Consider the following 22684-nt stretch of genomic DNA (forward strand, 5'->3'; position numbering starts at 1 on the left):
GGCCCTTGGCACGCCCTAGAGTGTCGGGCAACTACTGTGCCGTCTGAGATCTGAGGAACACGTGCGCCGACTTGCCGGCCTTCTCGTCGTCCCCCTGCTGCTGCTGTCCACAGCGGCGTGCGGCAGCGACGACAAGGGCTCCGACTCCATCTCGTCCAAGAACGGACTGCCCGCGATCACCGCCGGAGCCAAGTTCGGCGAGAAGCCGACACTGGCGAAGGGCGAAGGTGATCCGCCCAAGGAGCTGAAGGTCGAGACGATCAGCGAGGGCAAGGGCGCGACGCTGAAGAAGGGCGACCCGGTCCAGGTCAACTACCTCGGCCAGAGCTGGGACTCGGACAAGCCCTTCGACAACAGCTTCGACCGCAAGCAGCCGTTCGACCTCACGCTGGGCGCCGGCGGCGTCATCCAGGGCTGGGACAAGGGCCTCGTGGGCCAGAAGGTCGGCAGCCGTATCGAGATGTCGATCCCGCCGGAGCTCGGCTACGGCGCGCAGGGCCAGGGCGACATCAAGCCGAACGCGACCCTCGTCTTCGTCATCGACATCCTGAAGTCCACCCCCGTGCCGCTGTCCGCCAAGGGCACCGAGGTCGCCCAGGACAACATCGACCTGCCGAAGGTGGGCACCAACACCGACGGCAAGGCCCCCTCGGTCACCTTCCCCAAGTCCGCCGACGCGCCGAAGAAGCTCGTCTCCAATTACGTCCTGGAGGGCACGGGCCCCGTGCTGACGGCGAAGGACACCGTCGTCGTGAAGTACGAGGCGTATCTCTGGGACGGCGCCAAGAAGTTCGACAGCACCTATCAGGCGGGAAAGACCCAGACGTTCCCGCTGGCGCAGGTGACGCTCAAGGGCCTCAAGGACGGCATCGTCGGCAAGAAGGTCGGCAGTCGCATCCTGCTCGTCATCCCGCCGGACCAGGCATTCGGGGACAAGGAGCAGCAGGGCATCCCGAAGAACTCGACGCTGGTCTTCGCCGTGGACCTGCTGACCAAGGTCTGAGCACCAAGGTGTAAGCACCAATGGGGTCGGCACGAAGGTGTAAGACTGTCCTGGTTGCCCCGTTCATCATTTAGAGGAGCAGTTCAGTGAGCATCGAGAAGCCCGAGATCGACTTCCCGGGTGGCGAGCCGCCGGCCGACCTGGAGATCAAGGACATCTGGGAGGGGGACGGCCCGGTGGCCAAGGCGGGCGACACCGTCTCCGTCCACTACGTTGGCGTGGCCTTCTCCACCGGCGAGGAGTTCGACGCGTCCTGGAACCGCGGCACTCCCCTGCAGTTCCAGCTCGGCGTCGGCCAGGTCATCTCCGGCTGGGACCAGGGCGTGCAGGGCATGAAGGTCGGCGGCCGTCGCCAGCTGATCATCCCCGCGCACCTCGCGTACGGCGACCGCGGCGCCGGTGGCGGCACTATCGCCCCCGGCGAGACGCTGATCTTCGTCTGCGACCTGGTCGCCGTCTGACCACGTACGGACAGTGAACGAGGGCCCATGCCTTGTGGCATGGGCCCTCGGCTTTTGCCCCGGCGCTCCCGAGCGGTACGGTCAACGATTGGAAACACTTTGAGGAAGGGCGTCGATGGCCATTGCCAAGGCCGAGCGGCTGATGAATCTGGCGCTGTGCCTGCTGGGGACCCGCCGCCCGCTCAGCAAGCGCGAACTGCGCGGTTCCATCGAGGCCTACCTCGAGGCAGGTTCCGACGACTCCTTCAACCGGATGTTCGAGCGCGACAAGGATGATCTGCGCGAACTCGGCCTGGTCATCGAGACGGTGGAGAATCTCGACGGCGACACCGGCTATCTCGCCCGCCGCGACTCGAACCGGCTGCCCGCCATCACGCTCGACGCCGAGGAGGCCGCCGCGCTCGGCCTCGCCGCCAAGGTCTGGCAGCAGGCGCGGCTCGCCGGAGCCGCCAGCGGCGCCCTGCAGAAGCTGCGCGCGGCCGGCATGCCCGAGGCCGAGGATTCGTACGAGGCGCACCACAGCGCACTCGAACCCCGCATCCCCGTCCATGAGGCCGCCTTCGAGCCTTTGATGCTCGCCTGCCGCGACCGCCGCCCGGTCGTCTTCGACTACCGCAAGGCGAATGCCGCGCGCCCCGAGCCGCGCCATGTCGAGCCATGGACGCTCGAGTGCTGGCGCGGCCACTGGTATCTGGCGGGCTGGGACCGGGACCGCGGCGCCGAGCGGGTCTTCCGGCTCTCCCGCATCACCGGCCGGGTCCGCTCGCGCGCCGGCTCCTTCACCGCGCCCGTGCCCGACGTCGTCACCGTCCGGGAGACCGTCGAGAGCTGGGCCGGGGAGACCGCGACCCGCTCCGCGCGGATCCGGCTGCGCACCGGCTGCGGCTATCCGCTGCGGTCCAGGGCGCAGTCGATACGGGAACTGGGGGAGGGCTGGGACGAGTTGGAGATTCCGTACGGACACGGGCTCGACGCCTGGCTCGTGGAGTTCGGCCCGGACGTCGTCGTACTGGAGCCCGCAGATCTGCGGGCCGATGTGGTGGACCGGCTGCGCGCCGTGGCCAAGGGCTGAGGGGGGACTCGTACAACCATGGCCGCCAATGCCATTGACCAGACCCGGCGGATGCTCTCGCTGGTGACCTATCTGCGGGAGCGCCCCGGCGCGCGCGTCGGCGACGTCGCCCGCGCCTTCGGGATCACCGAGGACGAGCTGATCTCCGACCTCGACGTACTGCCGATGTGCGGGACGAGCTTCCGCGGCGGCGATCTGCTGGACATCGACACCGACGGTGAGCGCATCTGGTGGCACAACCCCGACGATGTCGCCGAGCCGCTGCGGCTCGCTGCCGACGAGGCGACCGCGCTGCTGGTCGCCGCGCGGGCCGTGGCCACGCTGCCGGGGCTGCGTGAGAGCGACCGGGAAGCGCTGCTGCGGGCCACCGCCAAGCTGGAGGCCGCGGCGGGCGAGACGGCGGGCGCCAGCTCCCGGCTGTCGGTGACCTTCGAGTCCGAGGGCGGCGTCTTCGCCGACGTCGACCGGGCGATCTCGGAGCGACGGCGCCTGTGGCTGAAGTACTACTCGCCCGCGCGCGACGAGCTCACCGAGCGCGAGGTCGACCCGATCCGGCTCTTCGCCGTGGGACATACGTATATGGAGGCCTGGTGCCGTCTCTCCGAGGCGCGCAGGACCTTCCGCCTCGACCGGGTGGCGGAGATCAGGCTGCTGGACGCGCCCGCGGCCCCGCCCGAGCTGGAGCTGCGCGATCTGTCGGAGGGGCTTGTGCAGCCGTCCGCGGACGACCCCGAGGTCGTGGTCGAGGTCGGCCCCGGGGGACGCTGGGTCGCGGAGTACTACCCGCACGACAGCGCGGACGAGCTGCCGGACGGCGGTCTGCGGATCACTTTGCGTACACCTGAGCCTGCCTCGCTGCGCCGGCTGGCGCTGCGGCTGGGGCAGGACGGGCGGATCGTCTCGCCGCAGGACCTGGCGGACAGCGCCCGGCTGGCGGCGCGCGAGGCGCTCACGGCCTACGACGGTCAGGAATAGGGAGACTCGCGCCATATGTCTGTGATGTCAGGATTCGCGGCCCATGTGGGACCGGTCCTCTTCAAGGCCGCCTGTCCCGACTGCCGCGCCCGCTTCGAGCTCTCGGCGGGGGCCCTGCGACTGGCGATCGGCGCGAGCGCGCGGACCACGTTCTACTCCTTCACCTGCCCGGAGTGCGGGTCCGCGGTCCGCAAACCGGCGGGGGAGCGCATCGTCGAACTCCTCACCGGCGGCGGCGTGCGGACGCTGCGCCTCCACTCCTCCCTCTGAGACGTCTAGGCTCTGCCCATGCTCTGGCCCATGCTCGCCATCGCCCTCGGCTTCGTCGGGATCGCCGTGCTCGGCGTCCTCGGTATCCGGGTCTTCATCGAGGCCCAGCGCCTGGGCCGTGAGGTGGCCCGCACGGCGGAGCGGATCAACCGTGCGGCGGAGGATCTGGAGAGGGCGGCGACGGATCTGGCGCGTACGGGCGAGGCCTTGCGGTAGGGCGGGTGCACCCTGATGCGTGGGCGACTCGGGCGGTAGGCTGATAAGTGGCGGCAACAGGCAATGAGGCGCCGGCCGCGACGGGAGTATGCAAGGGGATTGCCCTGCGTTTACCCGTGAGAGTTACGATCGCAGCCGGTTGCGGTTCGGACACCAGTCCACCGCGATCAGCAGCTCAGCCCCATGCCGCCTCGGTGAGAAGGTAGACACCAGCTATGTTCCGACAGATCGGTCCCCTCGAGATCAGTCTCATCCTTCTCGTCGTCGTCTTGCTTTTCGGGGCCAAGAAGCTTCCCGAGATGGCCCGTTCGCTGGGTAAGTCCGCCCGGATCCTGAAGAGCGAAGCGAAGGCGATGAAGTCCGAGGGCCAGCCGGCCGCCACTCCGGCCGACCCGCCGCAGGACCCGGCCCAGAGTCAGGCCGCCCCTCGTACGATCCAGGCGTCGCCCGGCGACGTGACGAGCGCTCGCCCCGTGAACGAGCCCACCGACACCACCCCCCAGCGCTGACCCCAAGGCCGCCGATCACGGCCTGCCGCACGAGATGAGGACGTGGGTTGCTCAAGCCTGCCCGCTCGAAACAGAAGCAGGAGAAGGACCCCGAAGGGCGCATGCCACTCGCGGACCATCTGCGTGAGCTGCGCAACCGGCTTGCCAAGGCGATGCTGGCGGTCACGATCGCGTCCATCGTGGCCGCGTTCTACAGCCAGGACCTGATGCGGATCCTGGCCTCGCCGGTCCACGCCTGTGAACAGGGACAGCTTCAGACCGGCGGCAAGTGCGCCACGATCGTGTACACCGACCTGTTGTCGCCCTTCACCACCACGGTGAAGGTCGTCATGATGGCGGGCATCATCGCGGCCTGCCCGGTCTGGCTGTACCAGCTGTGGGCCTTCGTGGCCCCGGGCCTGCACAAGAACGAGAAGAAGTACACCTACTTCTTCGCCGCCGCGGCCGTTCCGCTCTTCGCCGCGGGTGCCTATCTCGCGTTCGTGATCATGCCGGTGAGCATGAGTGTGCTGCTGAGCATCACCCCGGACACCGCCGCGAACTTCCTCGAGGTCGACAAGATCCTGGACTTCGCCGTCCGCATGGTGCTGATCTTCGGGTTCTCCTTCGAGCTGCCGCTGCTGCTGATCATGCTGAACGTGGCCGGCGTCGTGACCGGGCGCCGGATGGCCGGCTGGTGGCGCGGTGTCGTCATGGGCATCTTCGTCTTCGGGGCGATCGCCACCCCGTCCACCGACCCCCTGGGCATGATCGCGCTGGCGGGACCGATCATCGTGCTGTACTTCATCGCCGTGGGCGTCTCGCTGCTCAACGACCGGCGGCGACGCCGCAACGACCCCGACGCTGAACTCGACGACGACGAGGCATCCGACCTCGACCTCGCTCCCGAGGCTGTCGGCGAGATCGAGGCCGTATCAGCCTCCAGGGCGCTGCCGGAGCAGGCGAGCGGTGAGGCCGAGGGACGTTCCCACCGGCTCAACGGTTACGACGACATCACCTGATCTTGTATGGTCCTGCCCCCAGACTCCGTCCAGGGGGACCCCCAGTGACCAGCGAGATCACCCTTTTCGTCAATCCCACCGCGGGACGCGGCCGGGGCGCTCATGCCGCGCAGCCGGCCGCTCGTGTGCTGCGCGAGGCCGGGTTTTCCGTGCGTACCGTCCTCGGCGAGGACGCCGACGATGCCCTGCGGCGGGCGCGCGAAGCCGTCGGCGGCGGGACCGGGGCTCTCATAGCCGTCGGTGGGGACGGGATGATGTCGCTCGCCCTGCAAGCCGTCGCCGGGACCCGGACGCCGCTCGGTGTCGTCGCCGTGGGGACCGGCAATGACTTCGCCCGTGCGCTCGGGCTGCCCGTGCGGGAGCCTGCCGCCGCCGGGCGGATCGTGGCCGAGGCGCTCAAGGGCGAGCAGATCCGGGAGGTGGACCTCGGGCGCGTGGGGCAGAAGTGGTTCGGGACCATCCTCGCCTCCGGGTTCGACTCGCGGGTCAACGACCGCGGGAACCGCATGCGGTGGCCCAGCGGGCGCTTCAAGTACGACCTCGCGATGGTCGCCGAGCTGGCGGCCTTCAAGACCGTCCCGTACCGCATCACCCTCGACGACGGGGAGGTGCGCGAGATCGAGGCCACCCTCGTCGCCGTTGGCAACGGATCCTCCTACGGCGGCGGCATGCGGATCTGCTCAGGTGCGCGCATGGACGACGGGCTGTTCGACGTGACCGTGGTCGGGGACTGTACGCGTACGACCCTGCTCAAGGTCTTTCCGCAGGTTTACAAGGGGACGCACCTCAGCCACCCCAAGGTGACAACCCGCCGCGTCCGCACGATCACGCTCCAGGCGGAGGGAGTCACCGGGTATGCCGACGGCGAACCGATGGGAGCGCTGCCGCTGACCGCGGAGTGCGTTCCGGGCGCCGTGCGGGTGCTCGCTCCGGCACGTGCCCCAGCGATCGACCAGTGATCGCACGGTGATTGCCCGGTGATTGCCCCGGTCAATTAAAGATCGGGCTCACTGTCAGAGGTGACGGGTAGGCTCGTGAGCAAGATGACCGAGGACCTCTCTCCCGCTGAGCGCTATGCCGCCGCCCGCATCCGCGCTGTTGAGGAGGCCACTGCGCTGGCCCCCTTCCGTGCGATGTACGAATTCGACCTGGACCCCTTCCAGATCGAGGCCTGTCAGGCCCTGGAGGCGGGCAAGGGCGTGCTCGTCGCCGCGCCCACCGGCTCGGGCAAGACCATCGTCGGCGAATTCGCCGTCCACCTGGCCCTTCAGCAGGGCCGCAAGTGCTTCTACACCACGCCCATCAAGGCCCTGTCCAACCAGAAGTACACCGACTTCGTCAGGCGCTACGGCGCGGACAAGGTCGGCCTGCTCACCGGCGACAACAGCGTCAACTCCGAAGCACCCGTGGTCGTGATGACCACCGAGGTGCTGCGCAACATGCTCTATGCGGGCTCGCAGTCGCTGCTCGGCCTCGGCTATGTGGTGATGGACGAGGTGCACTACCTCTCCGACCGCTTCCGCGGCGCCGTGTGGGAGGAAGTGATCATCCACCTCCCCGAGTCGGTGACGCTGGTGTCACTGTCGGCGACTGTTTCCAACGCGGAGGAGTTCGGCGACTGGCTGGACACCGTCCGCGGGGACACCGAGGTGATCGTCTCCGAGGAGCGGCCCGTCCCGCTGTGGCAGCACGTCTTGGCCGGCCGCCGGATGTACGACCTCTTCGAGGAGGAGACCGACCACGGCGGCCGCGGCTCGGCCCGGCGCGAGGTCAACCCCGATCTCGTACGCCTGGCGCGGATGGAGAACCAGCGCACGTACAACCCCCGTGACCGCCGCCGCGGCAAGATGGTGCGCGAGGCGGACCGTGAGCGGGAGCGGCGCCAGCGCAGCCGGATCTGGACGCCCGGGCGGCCCGAGGTCATCGAGCGGCTCGACTCCGAAGGGCTGCTGCCCGCGATCACCTTCATCTTCAGCCGGGCGGGCTGCGAGGCCGCCGTGCAGCAGTGCATGTACGCGGGACTGCGGCTGAACGCCGACGACGCGCGGCTCAAGGTGCGCGAGCTCGTGGAGGAGCGGACCGCCGCCATCCCCACCGAGGATCTGCATGTCCTCGGCTACTACGAGTGGTTGGAAGGCCTTGAGCGCGGCATCGCTGCGCACCACGCCGGCATGCTGCCGACGTTCAAGGAAGTCGTCGAAGAGCTCTTCGTACGCGGTCTGGTGAAGGCCGTCTTCGCCACCGAGACGCTGGCGCTCGGCATCAACATGCCTGCTCGCTCCGTGGTGTTGGAGAAGCTCGTCAAGTGGAACGGCGAGCAGCACGCCGACATCACCCCCGGCGAGTACACCCAACTCACCGGCAGGGCAGGGCGGCGCGGCATCGACGTCGAGGGCCACGCCGTGGTGCTGTGGCAGCGGGCGATGGACCCGGCCGCGCTCGCGGGACTCGCGGGCACCCGCACCTACCCCCTGCGTTCCAGCTTCAAGCCCTCGTACAACATGGCGGTCAACCTTGTGCACCAGTTCGGGCGGCACCGCTCCCGCGAGCTGCTCGAGACGTCGTTCGCGCAGTTCCAGGCGGACAAGTCGGTCGTCGGCATCTCCCGCCAGGTGCAGAAGAACGAAGAGGGACTCGTGGGCTACCGCGAGGGCATGACCTGCCACTTGGGCGACTTCGAGGAGTACGCGCGGCTGCGCCGCGAGCTCAAGGACCGCGAGACGGAACTGGCCAAGCAGGGCGCGGCCCAGCGGCGGGCCGCCGCGGCCTCCTCGCTGGAGAAGCTGAAGCCCGGCGATGTCATCCACGTTCCCACCGGCAAGTTCGCGGGCCTTGCGCTCGTCATCGACCCGGGCATCCCGGCGGGCCGGACCAACGGACACCGCGGCGGCTTCGAGTACCACGACGGACCACGGCCGCTCGTGCTGACCGCCGAACGGCAGGTCAAGCGGCTGGCGTCGATGGACTTCCCGGTGCCGGTCGAGGCGCTGGAGCGGATGCGGATCCCGAAGTCCTTCAACCCGCGCTCGCCGCAGTCCCGTCGCGATCTGGCCTCCGCGCTGCGGACGAAGGCCGGGCACATCGTGCCCGAGCGGCACCGCAAGCAGCGGGCGGCCGCCGCCGACGACCGCGAGATCGCGCGGCTGCGCACCGAGCTGCGCGCGCATCCCTGCCACGGCTGCGACGAGCGCGAGGACCATGCGCGATGGGCGGAGCGGTACCACCGGCTGCAGCGCGACACCTGGCAGCTGGAGCGGCGCATCGAGGGCCGGACGAACACCATCGCCCGTACCTTCGACCGGATCGTGGCGCTGCTGACCGAGCTGGACTATCTGCGCGGCGACGAGGTCACCGAACACGGCAAGCGGCTCGCGCGGCTCTACGGCGAGCTGGATCTGCTGGCCAGCGAGTGCCTGCGCGACGGTGTGTGGGAGGGGCTGAGCCCGGCCGAACTGGCCGCGTGCGTCTCGGCGTTGGTGTACGAGGCGCGCCAGGCGGACGACGCGGTCGCGCCCAAGGTCCCGGCGGGCAAGGTGAAGGCCGCGCTCGGCGAGATGATCCACATATGGGGCCGACTGGACGCCCTGGAGGAAGAGTTCAAGATCAACCAGGCGGAGGGCGTCGGACAGCGCGAGCCCGATCTCGGCTTCGCCTGGGCCGCGTACCAGTGGGCATCCGACCGGAGCCTGGACGAGGTGCTGCGCGAGGCCGAGATGCCCGCCGGAGACTTCGTGCGCTGGTGCAAGCAAGTGATCGATGTGCTCGGACAGATCGCGGCGGCGGCACCACGTGAGGGCAGCACAGTCGCCAAGAACGCCCGCAAGGCGGTCGACGCTCTGCTGCGGGGTGTAGTGGCGTACAGCTCGGTGGGCTGAGCGGCGATAAGTACGACGGCCCGGTTCACCGCAAGGCGGTGAACCGGGCCATCAGCGTCCGGTCGGCTCTGGGCGGTCAGCCCCAGAACCTGTCCTCTTCGTCGAGGTCCTCGGAGCACTCGTCGATGTCGGTGATCTTTCCGCCGACGATGGTGAAGAAGAGGCCCTCCCGGATCTCGATGCCGTGGTCGCCCCGGTCGGCCCGCATTGTGTGAAGTGACATGGCGTGCCCGCGCCCGTCGGCCAGCACCGCTTCCAGCTGGATCTGCATCGTGCCGTCGGTCTCCTCGCCGAGCGTGCGGTACAGCTGGAGAACGGCATCGAGGCCCTTGTGGTGGCCGGAGAGCGGGTTGTTGCCCGGCACGTGGTGGACGACGTCCTTCGTCATCAGGGAGCCGAGTGTCTCCATGTCACCCGACACGAACGCTGCGTAACCCTGGCGTACAAGGGCGCAGTCCGGGTGTTCAGCCATAGTGATTCACACCTTTCGTCCCTATAAATGCCCCTTTCCTCCATCCTCCGCCGGGTGTGGAGGGCTGTCTACGCAGGCGTCACGCGGTGGACGTGACCGCGTCCCGCTTGGCGACTTCCTCGCGCACGATCGGGATCGGCGAGCGGCTCGCCCCACAGGCAGTAGCTGTCCGCGTGGTCGCGGGTGACCAGCCGCAGCCGAGGGCGCATATGCCCAGTGGGACAGGCGTCTTGGGGTCGAGTCAACTGTTCCTGTAGGCCCGCCAGCCGCCGTACTCGGTGATGTCTTCGGCCTCGTCGAGGGCGGCGGGTTCGCAGAGGAAGCCGGGGGCGGTGGTGCCGTCGGCGAGCTCTACCCGGCCGATTGCCATGGGGCGGGGGAGGGCGGCGGTGAGCGCGCCGAGGCCTTCCGGGGGCAGCTCCCAGATCTCGGCCTCGATTGACTGTCCGTTGTCCGTGCCTACGTGGACGAGGCCGGGCTTGGGCGGGTCGGTGCGCAGGGCGACGAGCCGGTAGGCGGGGGCGGTGGTGGTCGTGGCCTTGAACGTCGCGCCGAGGGCGAGGAGTTGCGGGTTGAGGGGCTGGCCGGTGAGGTGGGCGCCGACGACAGCGAGGCGGGTGGGCGGGGTGAGGTGTGCCGCGATCCGGGCGAGGCGGTCGTCCGTGCCTGCCGGGCCGACCAGCATGACGCCGAACGGGCGGCCGTCCACGTCGCCTGCCGGGACTGCGACCGCGGCCAGGTCGAAGAGGTTCGTGGAGTTGGTGAACCGGCCGAGGCGGGCGTTGGCGCCGATCGGGTCGGCGGCGACGTCGTCGAGGGTGGGGTGGCCGGGGGCGGTGGGCAGCAGGAGCGCGTCCGCGTCTGTGGCGGCGAGGGCGGCCATGGCCTGGTCGCGGAGGGCGGCGAGGCGGGCCTGGTCGGCGGAGAGCTGGTGGGCGGGGATGTCGCGGGCGCGGCGGATGATGGCGGCGACGGTGGGGTCGAGGTCATTTGTCGCCTTGTCGATGAATGCGCCCACGGCGGTGTAGCGCTCGGCGACGAACGCGCCTTCATAGAGCATCGTGGCGGCGTCGGTGAAGGGCGTGAGATCCAGGAGCGTCAGGTGGGCCCCGGCGCCGGCGAGGCGCGCGGCCGCGGCCTCGTACGCCTCCTCCCAGCCGGGGTCCATCGGTCCCAGCTGGGCGCTCGGCGGCACGGCGATCCGCCAGGGGCCGGGTGCGCGGGGCGCTAGCTCGCGGGCCGGGCCTGTGGAGATGAGGGCGAGGGCGAGCTCGGCGTCCTGGAGCGTACGGGCGAAAACGCTGACGCAGTCGAGGCTCGCGCAGGCCGGGACCACGCCGTCGGTGGGGACGAGGCCGCGGGTGGGCTTCAGCCCGACGATGCCGTTGAACGCCGCGGGGACGCGGCCGGAGCCTGCGGTGTCCGTGCCGAGCGCGATGTCGGCGATGCCGAGGGCGACGGCGACGGCGGATCCGGAACTGGATCCGCCGGCCACGCGGGTGGGGTCGGTGGCGCTGTGCACCGCGCCATAGGGCGAGCGGGTGCCGACCAGGCCGGTGGCGAACTGGTCCATGTTCGTGCTGCCGAGCACGACGGCGCCGGCGGCCTTGAGCCGGGCGACGGCGGGGGCGTCGGTGGGCGGGTCGTACGCGTAGGAGGGGCAGCCGGCAGTGGTGGGGAGGCCCTCGACGTCGATGTTGCCCTTGACGGCGAGGGTGCGCCCGGCGAGGGGGAGGTGCGCGCCGGCGGCGAGTCGGTCATCGATGTCGCGGGCGTCGGCTTCGGCGTCGGCGCGGGGGCGGAGGGTGATCCAGATGTCGGGGCGGTGGGTGCGGTGGATGAGGTCGTAGGCGGCGCGGATGCGGGTGAGGGCGGGGGTGGGCATGGGGGGTGGCTCCTTGGGGTGCGGGCGGCTGGAGTGCGGGCTGGGGATTTGTCCCCCACCCCGCCCCTTCCCTGAACTGGGGGCTCGCCCCCAGACCCCCAGTCCTCAATCGCCGGACGGGCTCAATCTTTCAGCCCCGCCGGCGATTGAGGCGCGGGGTCCGGGGCGGAGCCCCGGTTCAGGGATGGGGGTACCTCCCAGGCGAAGCTCTGGGGGAGGGCGGGTGGGGGAAAGACTCCGCCCCGGTCAGGGGTTCGTCGGGGTCAGGATGGCCAGCGGGGTACCTGCCTCCACCTGGGTGCCGGGCGCGACCAGGAAGCGGGTGACACACGCCGCGTACGGGGCGTGGATGCGGGATTCCATCTTCATGGCCTCCAGGGTCAGCAGCGGCTGGCCCGCTGAGACCTCCGCTCCCGGTTCGGCGTTCAACTGCCAGACCGATGCCGCGAATTCGGCCTCCAGCACTTGGCCGCCCGGTGGGACGTCCAGTTCGGCGGCAGGGGCCGGGAGCGCGGTGGACGTGGCCGCTCGGGCGAATTCGCCCGAGGCCTCCCAGGCGTCGCGTTCCTCGGCGAAGGCGCGTGCCTGGCGGGTGCGGAAGGTGGCGATCGACGGCGCGTTGTCGGCGAGGAAGCGCTGGTAGTCCGCCAGCGAGAAAGTCCCCTCCTCGATACGCGGAGTGAACCGGCCCGCCGCCATGTCAGCCCGAAGCTCGAGGAGTTCCTCCGCATCCACCGGGTACCACTTGATCCGGTCGAAGAAGCGCAGCAGCCAGGGTCGTTCCTGCCAGCGCGACCACACCTGGGTCGTCCGGCCCACGAACTGATAGCCGCCCGGCCCCTCCATGCCGTACACGCACAGATACGCGCCGCCGATGCCGACCGAGTTCTCCGCGGTCCAGGTCCTCGCCGGGTTGTACTTCGTCGTCACCAGGCGGTGGCGCGGATCCAGCGGAGTGGCGACCGGGGCGCCCAAGTAGACGTCGCCCAGACCCAGTACGAGGTACTCCGCGTCGAAGACCGTGCGGTACACGTCGTCGACCGAGTCGAGGCCGTTGACCCGGCGGATGAACTCGATGTTCCACGGGCACCAGGGCGCGTCGTCCCGTACCCCCGCCATATAGCGGGTGATCGCCTCCCGGGTCGCCGGATCGTCCCAGGACAGCGGGAGATGGACCGTGCGAGAAGAGACGACAAGGGCATCGGTGGGCGGGAGCCTGGACTCGATGCGGGTCAGCACGGACAGCAGCGTCCCCTGCGGGAGGATGTCGGGGTCGGTGTGGATCTGGAGCGAGCGGATGCCCGGGGTCAGGTCCACCACCCCCGGCAGGCCCTCCGCCGCCACCGCCTCTGCCAGCGCGTGGACTCGCATCCGCAGAGCGAGGTCGAGCTGCATCTCGCCGTACTCGACCAGTACGTTGTCGTCTCCGCTGCGGCGGTACGTGACCGAATCGCCCCGCCCCAGAATCCCGCCGTCGACGATGTCCGGGCGCGGAGCGCCGTCGGCCGTCACCGGCAGGAAGGTGACCGCGTCTCCCGGGCGCAGCTGTCCCAGTTTCCAGCGTTCGGCCTTGAGGATCGTCGCCGGGCAGACGAAGCCGCCGAGCGACGGGCCGTCCGGGCCCAGCAGGACCGGCATGTCGCCGGTGTAGTCGACGGCGCCGACCGAGTACGGCGTGTCGTGGATGTTGGAGGGGTGCAGGCCCGCCTCGCCGCCGTCCGTGCGTGCCCAGCGCGGCTTCGGGCCGATCAGCCGTACCCCGGTGCGCGCCGAGTTGAAGTGGACTTTCCACTTGGCGGCGTAGAAGTCGTGGATGTCCTCCGCGGTGAAGAACTCCGGCGCCGCGTGCGGGCCTTCGGCCGCCGCGATGTGCCAGACATCGTTGAAGGAAGGGCGGTCGGAGTGCGGGACGGGCGCGCCCGGCGGCGTGGCCGCGCCGCCGTGGAGGACGTCGCCCGTGCGCAGCTGACGGCCGCCGTGCCCCCCGAAGCGGCCCAGCGTGAACGTGGCCGCACTGCCCAGGAAGTCGGGCACGTCCAGGCCGCCGCCCGCGAAGAGGACATAGGTGCGCAGGCCACGGTCGGCGGGCGCGCCGATCGCCAGCGACGCGCCCGCGGGGACGGTGAACGGCTCCCACTGCGCGGCCGGTTCGCCGTCCACTGTCACCGGCGCGGGCGCGCCCGTCACGCAGACCGTCGTCGCGTGGCTGAAGCGCAGCGTCGGGCCCTGGAGCGTGCACTCCAGGCCGGGCGCGCCCTCGTCGTTGCCGAGCGCCCGGTTCCCGAGACGGAAGGAGAGGTCGTCCATCGGTCCGGACGGTGGGACGCCGACCTGCCAGTAGCCGGTGCGGCCCGGCCAGTCCTGGACGGTGGTGAGGGTGCCCGATGCCATGACCTCGATACGTGGCGTGGGGTCGGCGACGGTCGCCAGGGTCGCGGTGGTGTGTTCGGCGGCCCGTACGGACGCGTCCGCGAGCGCCGCCCGCACCAGGCCCAGGTTCGTCTCGATGCCGTCGACGCGCGTCGCCGCCAGCGCGGCGTCCAGCCGGGCGAGGGCGTCGGCGCGATCGGTTCCGTACGCCACCACCTTGGCCAGCATCGGGTCGTACGCCGTCGTGACCTCCGTCCCCGTCTCGATCCACGCGTCGACGCGAACGCCTGAGGGGTCCGAGGGACCTGAGGGCCCCGGGGGCTCCGGGGGAAAGGCCACCCGGGTCAGCAGCCCGGCGCTCGGGCGGTGGTCGCGGCTGGGGTCTTCGGCGTAGAGGCGCGCCTCCACGGCATGGCCGCGCGGAGCGCCGGGCTCTCGTACGACCGAGGTCTCGCCCTGCGCGAGGCGCAGCATCCACTCGACGAGGTCGACGCCGTAGATCTCCTCGGTCACCGGGTGTTCCACCTGGAGGCGGGTGTTGACCTCCAGGAAGTACGCCTCCTCGCGGGCCGCGTCGTACACGAACTCGACCGTGCCGGCCGAGCGGTAGCCGACCGAAGCGCACAACTCCCGTGCGGATGCCGATAGTTGCGAGCGTACGGAATCGGTCAGGCCCGGCGCCGGGGCCTCCTCGACCACCTTCTGGTTGCGGCGCTGGAGCGAGCAGTCGCGGTCGCCGAAGGTGACGACCCGGCCCTCTCCGTCGCCGAAGACCTGCACCTCGACATGGCGGGCGTGCTCGACGAGTCGCTCGAGGAAGACCCCGGCCGAGGAGAAGGAGGCCGCGGCGACGCGCTGCACACGCTCCCACGCGTCGGCCAGGCCCTCGGCGTCGTACACCGCTTGCATGCCGATGCCTCCGCCGCCGCCCGTGGCCTTGAGCATGACGGGAAAGCCGATCCGGTCCGCGGCCACCAGCGCGGCGTCGAGCCCGGTCAGCAGCCCGCTACCGGGGGCAAGCGGGACTCCGGCGGCCTCGGCTGCGGCCCGTGCGGTGTGCTTCGCGCCGAAGAGCTCCAACTGCTCGGCGGTCGGCCCGACGAAGACGATCCCGGCGTCCTCGCAGCGGCGTGCGAAGTCCGCGTCCTCGGAGAGGAAGCCGTAGCCGGGATGGATGGCGCCCGCGCCGGTGTCCTTCGCGGCTCTGAGCACGAGATCGGCGTCGAGGTACGACTCCTTGGCGGGCGCAGGCCCGAGCCGTACCGCCTCGTCGGCGAGCCGGACATGGGGCGCGGAGCGGTCGGGGTCGGAGAAGACCGCGACCGTACGCAGCCCGAGGCGGCGGGCGGTGCGGATGATGCGTACGGCGATCTCGCCGCGGTTGGCGACCAGCAGCGTGTCGAAGGTCATGCCGGCGTCCCAATCGTCATCTCCACGGCGGTCGGCTCGAAGCCGTTGCAAGGGTTGTTGATCTGCGGGCAGTTGGAGACGAGCACCAGGACGTCCGTCTCGGCGCGCAAGGTCACCCGCAGCCCCGGGGCGGATATCCCGTCCACGATGCCGAGGGTGCCGTCCTTCTCGACCGGGACGTTCATGTACCAGTTGATGTTGGAGACCAGATCGCGCTTGCCGAGGCCGTAACGCGCACCCTCCGCGAGGAAGTTGTCGACGCACGCGTGCTGCGACCAGGTGTGGTGGCCGTAGCGAAGGGTGTTGGACTCCTTTGAGCAGGCTCCGCCGACCGTGTCGTGGCGGCCGCAGGTGTCCTCGGTGACGGTCATCAGCGGGGTGTGCTCGTTCGACATCAGCACGCTGCCCGTGGTGAGGAAGATGTTGCCCTGGGCGTGGACGGTGTCGGCGGCGCTGTAGCGGACGGCGGTGTCATGGGCGTCGTAGACGAGGAAGTCCACGGCCTGGTTGCCGTGCAGATCGGTGATGGTCAGCCGCTCGTCGGCGCGGACGACGGCGGACCAGGCGGCGCGTGCCGGTACGACTGTCATGACTGGCCCCTTGCGGCAAGGAAATCAGCGGTGTTCGCGTAGGCGCGGCGACCCTCGGGAGTGGCCTCCCAGAGCGGGTCGCCGGGCGTGGTGGGGGCGGCGCGCCAGGCCAGCACCTCCAGCGGGGTGCTGACGTACTCCGGGCGCGGGTCCAGCGGGTGCGGGACGTTTGCGATCAGCACGGTCAGATCCTGCTCGGCGCGGAGCGTGACGGAGGCGCCGGGTCCCGCGGAGCCGGTGAAGTCGAGGGTGCCGTCGTCGCGTACCTCCACGCCCTGGAAGAAGGAGAGGGAGGGCGGCAGATCGCGCGGCTCCAGGCCGTTCTTGAGCGCGGCGAGTGTGAGGAGCTCGCGGCCTGCGGGGGACGCGGACTGGGGGGTTCCGTCTCCGTACCGGTGGGTGTTCCGTACGAGAGTGGAGGTACCGCACAGCGCGTCGTGGCGGCCGGCGGTGTCGGCGATCAGGGTGGCGAGTACTCGCCCCTGGTCGGACAGCAGGAGCCCGCCGGTGCGGAGGTAGGCGTTCCACTGGACCTTGACCGTGTCGGCGGCGTTGAGGCGTTCCCAGGGGCGGCCGTCGACGTACAGGAGCAGATGGGCGCAGGCGTCCCCGCCCAGGTCGGTGAGGCGCAGCTCAGTGCCCCGGGCGAGGACGCGGTGCGTGTAGTTGCCGCCGGCGACGGTCTCCGCCCACACCAGCTGCCCGGCCTCGCAGGGCGGCTCGGGCCAGTCGGTGGCAGGCACCACGGGCATGGCCTCGGCGCGCGCGCCGTCCTGGGCGCGGGCATGTTCGCGGGCCCCGTATGTCGTCCTCGTCGCGGTCGCCATGGCGGTGTGCCTCCTCCGGCTCGGCGGTCGTTTCTGTCGCGTGACAGAAATTAGGGGGAGAGGGAGTCTGTGCCATTGCCCGTCCGTTGCCGCACGGTTACGGAACGCTCACCGTGATCGCGGCGCAGGGGGTGTCCGGGGCGTGTGCGACGATCGGCAGCATGAGCACCACCACGGGACGACGGGTCGGCCGGCCGCGCGCGACGCAGCGGCCGGACAGCGGGATGTCCGCGCGGGACGAACTCCTCCTGGCCGCAGCGGAGTTGTTCACCACGAGCGGCTACGCGGCGACCACGACCCGGGCTGTCGCGGAGCGCGCGGGTATGCGGCAGGCGACGATGTACCACTACTTCAGCGGCAAGGAGGACCTGCTCGCTGAGCTCCTCGAGTCGACGGTGGCCCCGTCCCTGACGCTCGCACTCCGGCTGCTCGAGGACGACGCGCGCCCCGCGGAGGAACGCCTGTGGGAGCTGTGCCGCGCGGACGTGGAACTGCTGTGCGGCGGCCCGCACAACCTGGGCGCGCTGTACCTGCTCCCGGAGGTCCGGGGCGAACGCTTCACGAGCTTCCACCGGGTGCGGACGGACCTGAAGGCGGCATACGGGGAGCTGCTGGGGGCGACGGCGGCGGGGGGTGCGCTGGACAAGGGGGAGCGGGTGCTCCGTACGGACCTGGTGTTCGGGCTGATCGAGGGCGTGATCCTGGTCCACAGATCGGACCCGGAGAGGGCGGTGGGGGCGTTTGCGGGGGCGACGGCGGACGCGGCGCTGAGGATTGTGGGCGCGGTTCGGTAACGAGGGGGCGGTTGGGTTTCCGCACCCCGCCCCCTCCCGAAACTGGGCGGTGTCCAGGCCCCGTTGCGACGCTGACCGTGTCCGGCCCGCACACGGCGTTTGTGCGCGCGGCCGTCGTAACGCTGTGCTCCCCGAGGCATCCGCCACCGCCACGCAGCTCCGGCGGTGACGGCAGCCTTCTGCGCCGCACTCGGTGCCCTGCCGTTGGCCAGGTGGCGCATCGTGTTGCCCTTGTGGGGCCCAGCAGAGGGAAGCGGTCTCACTGGGGGCCGTTGGACGGGTCTGCCCGAGCTGCCGCACGTCAAGAAGCTCGTCCAGCGCGGACAGGACGACGCTACGCGCGCCGGGCCGGGGCCCCGGGATGTGTCCTGACCACCGGCCCCGCCGAGCTGACCGCCTGCTACGGGAACTCGATCTATGCTCTACCGGGCTGGACCGCGCGGAGCTATTGCGAGTACAACAACACTGCGAATTGGACGACGAAGGCGCCGTACGAACAGTACTGACCAGAGTCACGGCGGCGGCTCGGGCCACACATCCGGGCCGCCGCCCCGCCACTCGATCAGCTCCGGGTCGTCGATCGCAGTGTCCGCCTCCGGCAGGCCTGCACGGCGCAGGAACTCCACCACGTCGAGCAGGTGAAACGCCACGCCGATCCGATCACCGCGGACCGTCACCACCCTGCCACCATCCGGCGACACGGGATGCACGACCACGGGCGCCTCTTCAGCCATACCACCAGCGTCCATCCGGACGGATCAGGACGCATCCGGACAGCACAGAGCCCCCGACCATCACGGCCGCGGGCTCACGCGCGCGTGCATCTCCGGACAGTCCGGGCAACCGCTTCGATTGCCTGAGGCGACCAGTGGGTTGAAGAAATGCCCGCCCCGAAGGACGGGCAGGGGTCAGGCGGACAGGCTCCTGAGCTCGGCGGGAGGCTGCGGCGTGTGGAAGTCCTTGTAGTCCCAACCCGATTTGCGCGGGCCGCTGTTCAGGGCGTTCATCAACTGCCGCTTTTCGTCGCTGTAGCCGCGCACACCATGCGTCTGCGCCACCCAGCTGTTGACGAGGGCCACGTCACCGCTGTTGGACGCGTGCTGGAGCACGGCGGCTGCATGGCGTCGTCGCCGTACCGGACGGCTTCAGCCAGCAGCTGCTCACGCTCCTGCCGACTCGCGCCCTTGGTCTGCTCCAGCGCCCCGCGGAACGCCGCGATCAGAACGGCACGGTCGGCAGGGTTGGCGTCCTCGGGCACGCCCGTGCCGGACGGCACGAGGCTTTCCAGGTAGGCCAGGCGAGACTGCCGGCGCTCGGTCACCCGCTCGTACGCCCCGGCAATCTCCTTGACGTGCGTGTCGTACAGCGCGGCGAGCTGCTCGGCCTTGTGGCTCTCAACCACTGCGCACTGCCGCGGATCTCCTCGGCCTTCGCGGCGAAGCCGGCGCGGCGCGCACCTCGGCGTCGGTCATCGTCAGCGCCGGATCGGGCGCGGTCTCGGTCTTCGGCATCGGGCGGCCCTTCTGCGGGTCCGGGTGAGGTGCTCGGCGTCGTCTGGGTGCCACAGCCCCCCGTGCGGCGGGTGTGACGCCGTGCTGTGCAGCGAGGCGCAGGATGTGGCTGCCGGTCACCCCGAGGCGGCCGGCAAGCTCCTGGGTGGTGACCAGGGCACGTGTCTGGAAGACGATCCGCGACGCCGTGAACGCCGCGCCGGCCAAGGCTGAGTCGGACGTGCGCGTGCCCGCGAAACTGACGCTCCACGGGCTGCGCGACTTCTACGCCTCGTGCCTCATCGAGAAGAACGCGAGCGTGAAGGTCGTCCAGGTGCGCCTCGGTCATTCGAAGCCGTCGATCACGCTGGACAAGTACACGGGGCTCTGGTCGACCGGTGAGGACACAACCGCGGACGCTATCGAGTCGGTTCTGGGAGGGCTGCCGAAGGGGTCGATTCCGGCACCGAGTGCCCGTGTTGTGCCCTCAGGAGTCGCCACGTGAACCCAACTCCCACTGTGACCAGCACAAACAGCACCGTGAACCACTGGAAGTACCAGTGGCCGCCCGACGGGTCGTACACCGCGGCCCGCGGCCAGGCGAGGTTGACCGTCATCGCCAGGCCGTAGACGAGGGCCAGTACATTCACCGGCAGGCCCCAACGCCCCAGTGAGAACAGGGGTTTGCCCGCCTCGTCCAGGCCTGTGTCGCAGCCGTAGGTTCCGCGCAGGCGGCGGACCAGCATCGGGCCCGTCACCATCGCGTACGCCAGGTACAGCATCGCGATGCAGGTCGTGCCGATGGCGAGGAAAGCTTCCGGCGACGCGAGGTTGAGCAGGCCGAGTGCTGCCGCCGCGGCGCCCACGACCAGGGCGGGTCCGGCCGGCATTCCGGTGCGCGGGGAGACCTTCGCGAGGCGGGCCGAGCAGGGCAGCACCCCATCGCGCGCCATCGAGAAGAGCATCCGGGCTCCCGCCGTCTGGATCGCCAGGGTCGCCACGGCGATCGCGATCACCACATCGACGAGCAGCGCCTTGCCGACGCCGTCGCCGAGGCTGCTGGTGAGCACGTACGACAGACCCTCCGTCGCGAGCCGCCCGTCCGTCAGGCTCGGCGCGGCCAGTACCCCGCCGAGCAGCAGCAGCCCGCCGAGGACACCGGCCGAGGCGAGCGCGAGCAGGATCGTGCGCGGGGCGGTACGGCGGGGGCTGCGGGTCTCCTCGCTCAGCTCGCCCGCGCTGTCGAAGCCGATGAGGACGTACGCCGCGGTGAAGGAGCCGACGAGCAGCGCGCCGATCGCCCCGCCCTGGCCGCCGGTGTGCAGGGTGACGCCCGGGCCGCGCTCGGAGTGGGTGAGGAGGAGTACGACGATCAGTACCGCCCCGATGATCTCGGCGGTCACGCCGATGCGGTTCACCGCCGACATGACGCGGTTGTCGAGGAGGTTCACCAGCGTTGTCAGGGCGAGGAGTACGACCGCGAGCAGCGCGGCGTTCGCGGCGCCCGAGGGCGTGATCGGCGACGGGTCGCCGCCGAACAGCTGGAAGCCGGACCAGATCGCCGGGAATACGACCTGGAGTGCCAGGGCTGCCGCGGCGACCACGACCACCTGGCCGATCACCATGATCCAGCCCGCGAACCAGCCGAAGGACGGGGTGCTGAGCCGCGTCGACCACTGGTAGATCGCGCCCGACAGCGGGTAGCGGGCGGCGAGTTCGGCGAAGCAGGCCGCGACGAGCAACTGGCCTACGAGCACGGCGGGCCAGGTCCAGAAGAAGGCCGCGCCGCCGAAGGAGAAGCCGAACGCGAAGAACTGGAAGACGGTGGTGAGGACGGAGATGAAGGAGAACCCGGCGGCGAAGGAGGCGTACCGCCCCATGCTGCGGTGCAGCTCCTGCCGGTAGCCGAAGCCGGCCAGCGCGGCTGCGTCGCCGCCCTGGCCCGTCTCCGGAGGATCGGGCCGTACGTCCGTGGTTGCGGTGGCGGTCATGGCAGCCCCTGTCGCTGTTTCCTGTCGGGTGACAGAAATTAGGGACGAGCTGTTTCACCGGCGTCACACGCCCATGTCCGTACGGGGCCCAAGTCCTCACGCCCGAAAGATCTCCCACTCGACCAATCCGGGGCCGCCATCGCACCGAATCAACTCCGTCCCCGTCAGCTTTCCCTGGAGGGTGTGAAGTGAGCGTGTCCGTGTCTCCGGCGTCCCCAGCGTCCCCCGCGTCCTCGGTGTCTGAGCGAACCGCGTCCGTCGACGCCCGGCGGTGGCCCGATGTGGCCACCCTGCCCCGAGCGCCCCGGATGCGGACGGCCGCCGCTGAACGGTTCGTCCGGCGTGCCGTCGGCAGGCTGCCGCTACGGGTGCGCCTCGCCGGCGGCGCCCCGATCGGCCGGGGCGGACCGCTCATGGTGGTGCACGACCCGCACGCGTTCCTCCGGCGCATCGGCTCCGGCGGCCTCGTCGGCCTCGGCGAGTCGTACATGGCGGGCGAGTGGGAGGCCCACGACCTCGTCGGTGTGCTGACCGTGTTCGCCGAACACGCGGCCACACTCGTCCCCGGGCCGCGCCGGCGGCTGCGCGGAGCCCGGCCGCCCCGGCAGCCTGCCGAACACCGCACCGATGACCTGCCCTACGACCTGCCCAATGAACTGCTCACCGAACTGTTCGCGCTCTTCCTCGACGAGACCCTCTCGTACTCCTCCGCCCTCTTCCGCGGCTTCCCGGCAGAGCAGCACCTGCTGCCCGCCGCGCAGCACCGCAAGATCGACCGGCTGCTCGACCTGGCGGGGGTCGGCGCGGGCACTCAGCTGCTCGAAATCGGCACCGGCTCCGGCGAGTTGGCGATCCGGGCGGCACGGCGCGGCGCGCGCGTGCTGACCGTCACGCTCTCGCGGCAGCAGCAGGAACTGGCTCGGCGGCGCGTCGGCGAGGCCGGTCTTGAGCACCGCGTTACCGTGCTGCTGCGCGACTACCGCAAGGTGCTCGGCCGTTACGACGCGATCGTCAGCGTGGAGATGATCGAGGCCGTCGGCCAGGAGCACTGGCCGCAGTACTTCGTGACGCTGGACCGGCTGCTTGCGCCCGGCGGCCGGGTCGCCCTCCAGACGGTCACGATGCCGCACGAGATGCCGGCGGCGTCCCGCAGCACGTACGCCTGGACGCAGAAGTACATCTTCCCGGGCGGGCTGCTGCCATCGACCGAGACGATCGGGCAGATCGTCACCCGCTGCACCGGGCTGCGGCCGGCCGAGCGGGTCCGCTTCGGCCCGCACTACGCCGAGACGCTGCGGCTGTGGCGTGAACGCTTCACTCAGCGCGCAGCCGACGTCGAAGCTCTCGGCTTCGACGAGACCTTCCGCCGGATGTGGACCTTCTATCTCGCCATCTCGGAGACCGGTTTCCGCGCGGGCTGTCTGGATGTGCAGCAAGTGCTGCTGACCAAGGAAGAGATGGCCTCCTGAGCCG

At 70.5% G+C, this 22684-nt stretch carries 21 protein-coding genes; 13 read left to right on the forward strand and 8 right to left on the reverse strand.

The genetic code is table 11. The features are described from left to right. The first annotated feature begins 61 nt into the window (after positions 1 to 61). The 10 genes from ACZ3H8_RS22065 (at position 62) to ACZ3H8_RS22110 (ending at position 9382) form a co-directional block, all read left to right on the forward strand. Complete coding sequence (locus ACZ3H8_RS22065; protein WP_467404319.1) at positions 62 to 1003, forward strand: FKBP-type peptidyl-prolyl cis-trans isomerase; 942 nt, start codon at positions 62 to 64, stop codon at positions 1001 to 1003. Positions 1004 to 1089: 86 nt separating this feature from the next. Further along, on the forward strand, positions 1090 to 1464 hold the full coding sequence (locus ACZ3H8_RS22070) for an FKBP-type peptidyl-prolyl cis-trans isomerase (protein WP_307664499.1): 375 nt from the start codon (positions 1090 to 1092) through the stop codon (positions 1462 to 1464). A gap of 115 nt (positions 1465 to 1579) precedes the next feature. After that, entirely contained in the window at positions 1580 to 2536 is a 957-nt protein-coding gene (locus ACZ3H8_RS22075) for a helix-turn-helix transcriptional regulator (protein WP_398989550.1), read from the forward strand. A gap of 18 nt (positions 2537 to 2554) precedes the next feature. Further along, complete coding sequence (locus ACZ3H8_RS22080; RefSeq protein ID WP_467404322.1) at positions 2555 to 3511, forward strand: helix-turn-helix transcriptional regulator; 957 nt, start codon at positions 2555 to 2557, stop codon at positions 3509 to 3511. A 15-nt stretch (positions 3512 to 3526) separates the two neighbouring features. After that, positions 3527 to 3781 (forward strand): hypothetical protein, encoded by a 255-nt coding sequence (locus ACZ3H8_RS22085; protein WP_467404325.1) that lies wholly within the window; start codon positions 3527 to 3529, stop codon positions 3779 to 3781. 18 nt (positions 3782 to 3799) lie between these two features. After that, positions 3800 to 3997, forward strand: coding sequence for a hypothetical protein (locus tag ACZ3H8_RS22090; protein ID WP_467404327.1), 198 nt, complete (start codon positions 3800 to 3802; stop codon positions 3995 to 3997). A 215-nt stretch (positions 3998 to 4212) separates the two neighbouring features. After that, entirely contained in the window at positions 4213 to 4506 is a 294-nt protein-coding gene (gene tatA / locus ACZ3H8_RS22095) for a Sec-independent protein translocase subunit TatA (protein ID WP_467404329.1), read from the forward strand. Between the two features lie 101 nt (positions 4507 to 4607). Then, entirely contained in the window at positions 4608 to 5507 is a 900-nt protein-coding gene (gene tatC, locus ACZ3H8_RS22100; protein WP_467404784.1) for a twin-arginine translocase subunit TatC, read from the forward strand. Positions 5508 to 5551: 44 nt separating this feature from the next. Next, the gene (locus ACZ3H8_RS22105) at positions 5552 to 6466 is read left to right on the forward strand and encodes a diacylglycerol kinase (protein WP_467404331.1); all 915 of its coding nucleotides are present in this window, start codon (positions 5552 to 5554) and stop codon (positions 6464 to 6466) included. An 84-nt stretch (positions 6467 to 6550) separates the two neighbouring features. Then, positions 6551 to 9382 carry a DEAD/DEAH box helicase gene (locus tag ACZ3H8_RS22110; protein ID WP_467404786.1) on the forward strand — a complete coding sequence of 944 codons (2832 nt, stop codon included), beginning with the start codon at positions 6551 to 6553 and terminating at the stop codon, positions 9380 to 9382. Positions 9383 to 9458: 76 nt separating this feature from the next. Here ACZ3H8_RS22110 and ACZ3H8_RS22115 read toward each other — a convergent pair whose 3' ends face one another. From ACZ3H8_RS22115 to ACZ3H8_RS22135, 5 genes are all read right to left on the reverse strand, one after another. Next, positions 9459 to 9854: a nuclear transport factor 2 family protein gene (locus tag ACZ3H8_RS22115; RefSeq protein WP_467404333.1), complete on the reverse strand. Its 396-nt coding sequence runs from the start codon at positions 9852 to 9854 to the stop codon at positions 9459 to 9461. Between the two features lie 241 nt (positions 9855 to 10095). Further along, complete coding sequence (locus ACZ3H8_RS22120; RefSeq protein ID WP_467404336.1) at positions 10096 to 11739, reverse strand: allophanate hydrolase; 1644 nt, start codon at positions 11737 to 11739, stop codon at positions 10096 to 10098. 246 nt (positions 11740 to 11985) lie between these two features. Then, positions 11986 to 15519 carry a 5-oxoprolinase/urea amidolyase family protein gene (locus ACZ3H8_RS22125; RefSeq protein WP_467404338.1) on the reverse strand — a complete coding sequence of 1178 codons (3534 nt, stop codon included), beginning with the start codon at positions 15517 to 15519 and terminating at the stop codon, positions 11986 to 11988. Then, the gene (locus ACZ3H8_RS22130; protein ID WP_467404341.1) at positions 15516 to 16109 is read right to left on the reverse strand and encodes an urea amidolyase associated protein UAAP2; all 594 of its coding nucleotides are present in this window, start codon (positions 16107 to 16109) and stop codon (positions 15516 to 15518) included. Before ACZ3H8_RS22130 ends, ACZ3H8_RS22125 begins: the two co-directional genes overlap by 4 nt. After that, positions 16106 to 16936: an urea amidolyase associated protein UAAP1 gene (locus tag ACZ3H8_RS22135; RefSeq protein WP_467404343.1), complete on the reverse strand. Its 831-nt coding sequence runs from the start codon at positions 16934 to 16936 to the stop codon at positions 16106 to 16108. The genes ACZ3H8_RS22130 and ACZ3H8_RS22135 overlap by 4 nt, the downstream gene beginning before the upstream one ends. 161 nt (positions 16937 to 17097) lie before the next feature. Between ACZ3H8_RS22135 and ACZ3H8_RS22140 the strand changes: the two genes are divergently transcribed. Further along, positions 17098 to 17730 (forward strand): TetR/AcrR family transcriptional regulator, encoded by a 633-nt coding sequence (locus ACZ3H8_RS22140; RefSeq protein WP_467404344.1) that lies wholly within the window; start codon positions 17098 to 17100, stop codon positions 17728 to 17730. Between the two features lie 512 nt (positions 17731 to 18242). Here ACZ3H8_RS22140 and ACZ3H8_RS22145 read toward each other — a convergent pair. Together ACZ3H8_RS22145 and ACZ3H8_RS22150 are read right to left on the reverse strand one after the other, a co-directional pair. After that, complete coding sequence (locus ACZ3H8_RS22145) at positions 18243 to 18464, reverse strand: hypothetical protein (protein WP_467404348.1); 222 nt, start codon at positions 18462 to 18464, stop codon at positions 18243 to 18245. A 272-nt stretch (positions 18465 to 18736) separates the two neighbouring features. After that, the gene (locus ACZ3H8_RS22150) at positions 18737 to 19132 is read right to left on the reverse strand and encodes a hypothetical protein (RefSeq protein ID WP_467404350.1); all 396 of its coding nucleotides are present in this window, start codon (positions 19130 to 19132) and stop codon (positions 18737 to 18739) included. Positions 19133 to 19389: 257 nt separating this feature from the next. Between ACZ3H8_RS22150 and ACZ3H8_RS22155 the strand changes: the two genes are divergently transcribed. Further along, the gene (locus ACZ3H8_RS22155; protein ID WP_467404353.1) at positions 19390 to 19725 is read left to right on the forward strand and encodes a tyrosine-type recombinase/integrase; all 336 of its coding nucleotides are present in this window, start codon (positions 19390 to 19392) and stop codon (positions 19723 to 19725) included. Here the strand turns inward: ACZ3H8_RS22155 and ACZ3H8_RS22160 are convergent. Next, on the reverse strand, positions 19640 to 21211 hold the full coding sequence (locus ACZ3H8_RS22160) for an amino acid permease (RefSeq protein ID WP_467404355.1): 1572 nt from the start codon (positions 21209 to 21211) through the stop codon (positions 19640 to 19642). The genes ACZ3H8_RS22155 and ACZ3H8_RS22160 overlap by 86 nt on opposite strands. Positions 21212 to 21399: 188 nt before the next feature. On the opposite strand from ACZ3H8_RS22160, the gene ACZ3H8_RS22165 reads away from it, so the two are divergent. Further along, positions 21400 to 22680 carry a class I SAM-dependent methyltransferase gene (locus ACZ3H8_RS22165; RefSeq protein ID WP_467404356.1) on the forward strand — a complete coding sequence of 427 codons (1281 nt, stop codon included), beginning with the start codon at positions 21400 to 21402 and terminating at the stop codon, positions 22678 to 22680. Positions 22681 to 22684 lie beyond the last annotated feature (4 nt).

The sequence above is a fragment of the Streptomyces sp. NPDC002868 genome (assembly GCF_055563295.1).

Coding starts and splice junctions, on each gene's coding strand:
- ACZ3H8_RS22085 (WP_467404325.1), top strand. CDS start 3,527: ATGTCTGTGATGTCAGGATTCGCGGCCCATGTGGGACCGGTCCTCTTC.
- ACZ3H8_RS22160 (WP_467404355.1), bottom strand. CDS start 21,211: ATGACCGCCACCGCAACCACGGACGTACGGCCCGATCCTCCGGAGACG.
- ACZ3H8_RS22130 (WP_467404341.1), bottom strand. CDS start 16,109: ATGACAGTCGTACCGGCACGCGCCGCCTGGTCCGCCGTCGTCCGCGCC.
- ACZ3H8_RS22125 (WP_467404338.1), bottom strand. CDS start 15,519: ATGACCTTCGACACGCTGCTGGTCGCCAACCGCGGCGAGATCGCCGTA.
- ACZ3H8_RS22120 (WP_467404336.1), bottom strand. CDS start 11,739: ATGCCCACCCCCGCCCTCACCCGCATCCGCGCCGCCTACGACCTCATC.
- tatC (WP_467404784.1), top strand. CDS start 4,608: ATGCCACTCGCGGACCATCTGCGTGAGCTGCGCAACCGGCTTGCCAAG.
- ACZ3H8_RS22110 (WP_467404786.1), top strand. CDS start 6,551: ATGACCGAGGACCTCTCTCCCGCTGAGCGCTATGCCGCCGCCCGCATC.
- ACZ3H8_RS22140 (WP_467404344.1), top strand. CDS start 17,098: ATGAGCACCACCACGGGACGACGGGTCGGCCGGCCGCGCGCGACGCAG.
- ACZ3H8_RS22115 (WP_467404333.1), bottom strand. CDS start 9,854: ATGGCTGAACACCCGGACTGCGCCCTTGTACGCCAGGGTTACGCAGCG.
- ACZ3H8_RS22075 (WP_398989550.1), top strand. CDS start 1,580: ATGGCCATTGCCAAGGCCGAGCGGCTGATGAATCTGGCGCTGTGCCTG.
- ACZ3H8_RS22090 (WP_467404327.1), top strand. CDS start 3,800: ATGCTCTGGCCCATGCTCGCCATCGCCCTCGGCTTCGTCGGGATCGCC.
- ACZ3H8_RS22145 (WP_467404348.1), bottom strand. CDS start 18,464: ATGGCTGAAGAGGCGCCCGTGGTCGTGCATCCCGTGTCGCCGGATGGT.
- ACZ3H8_RS22080 (WP_467404322.1), top strand. CDS start 2,555: ATGGCCGCCAATGCCATTGACCAGACCCGGCGGATGCTCTCGCTGGTG.
- ACZ3H8_RS22135 (WP_467404343.1), bottom strand. CDS start 16,936: ATGGCGACCGCGACGAGGACGACATACGGGGCCCGCGAACATGCCCGC.
- tatA (WP_467404329.1), top strand. CDS start 4,213: ATGTTCCGACAGATCGGTCCCCTCGAGATCAGTCTCATCCTTCTCGTC.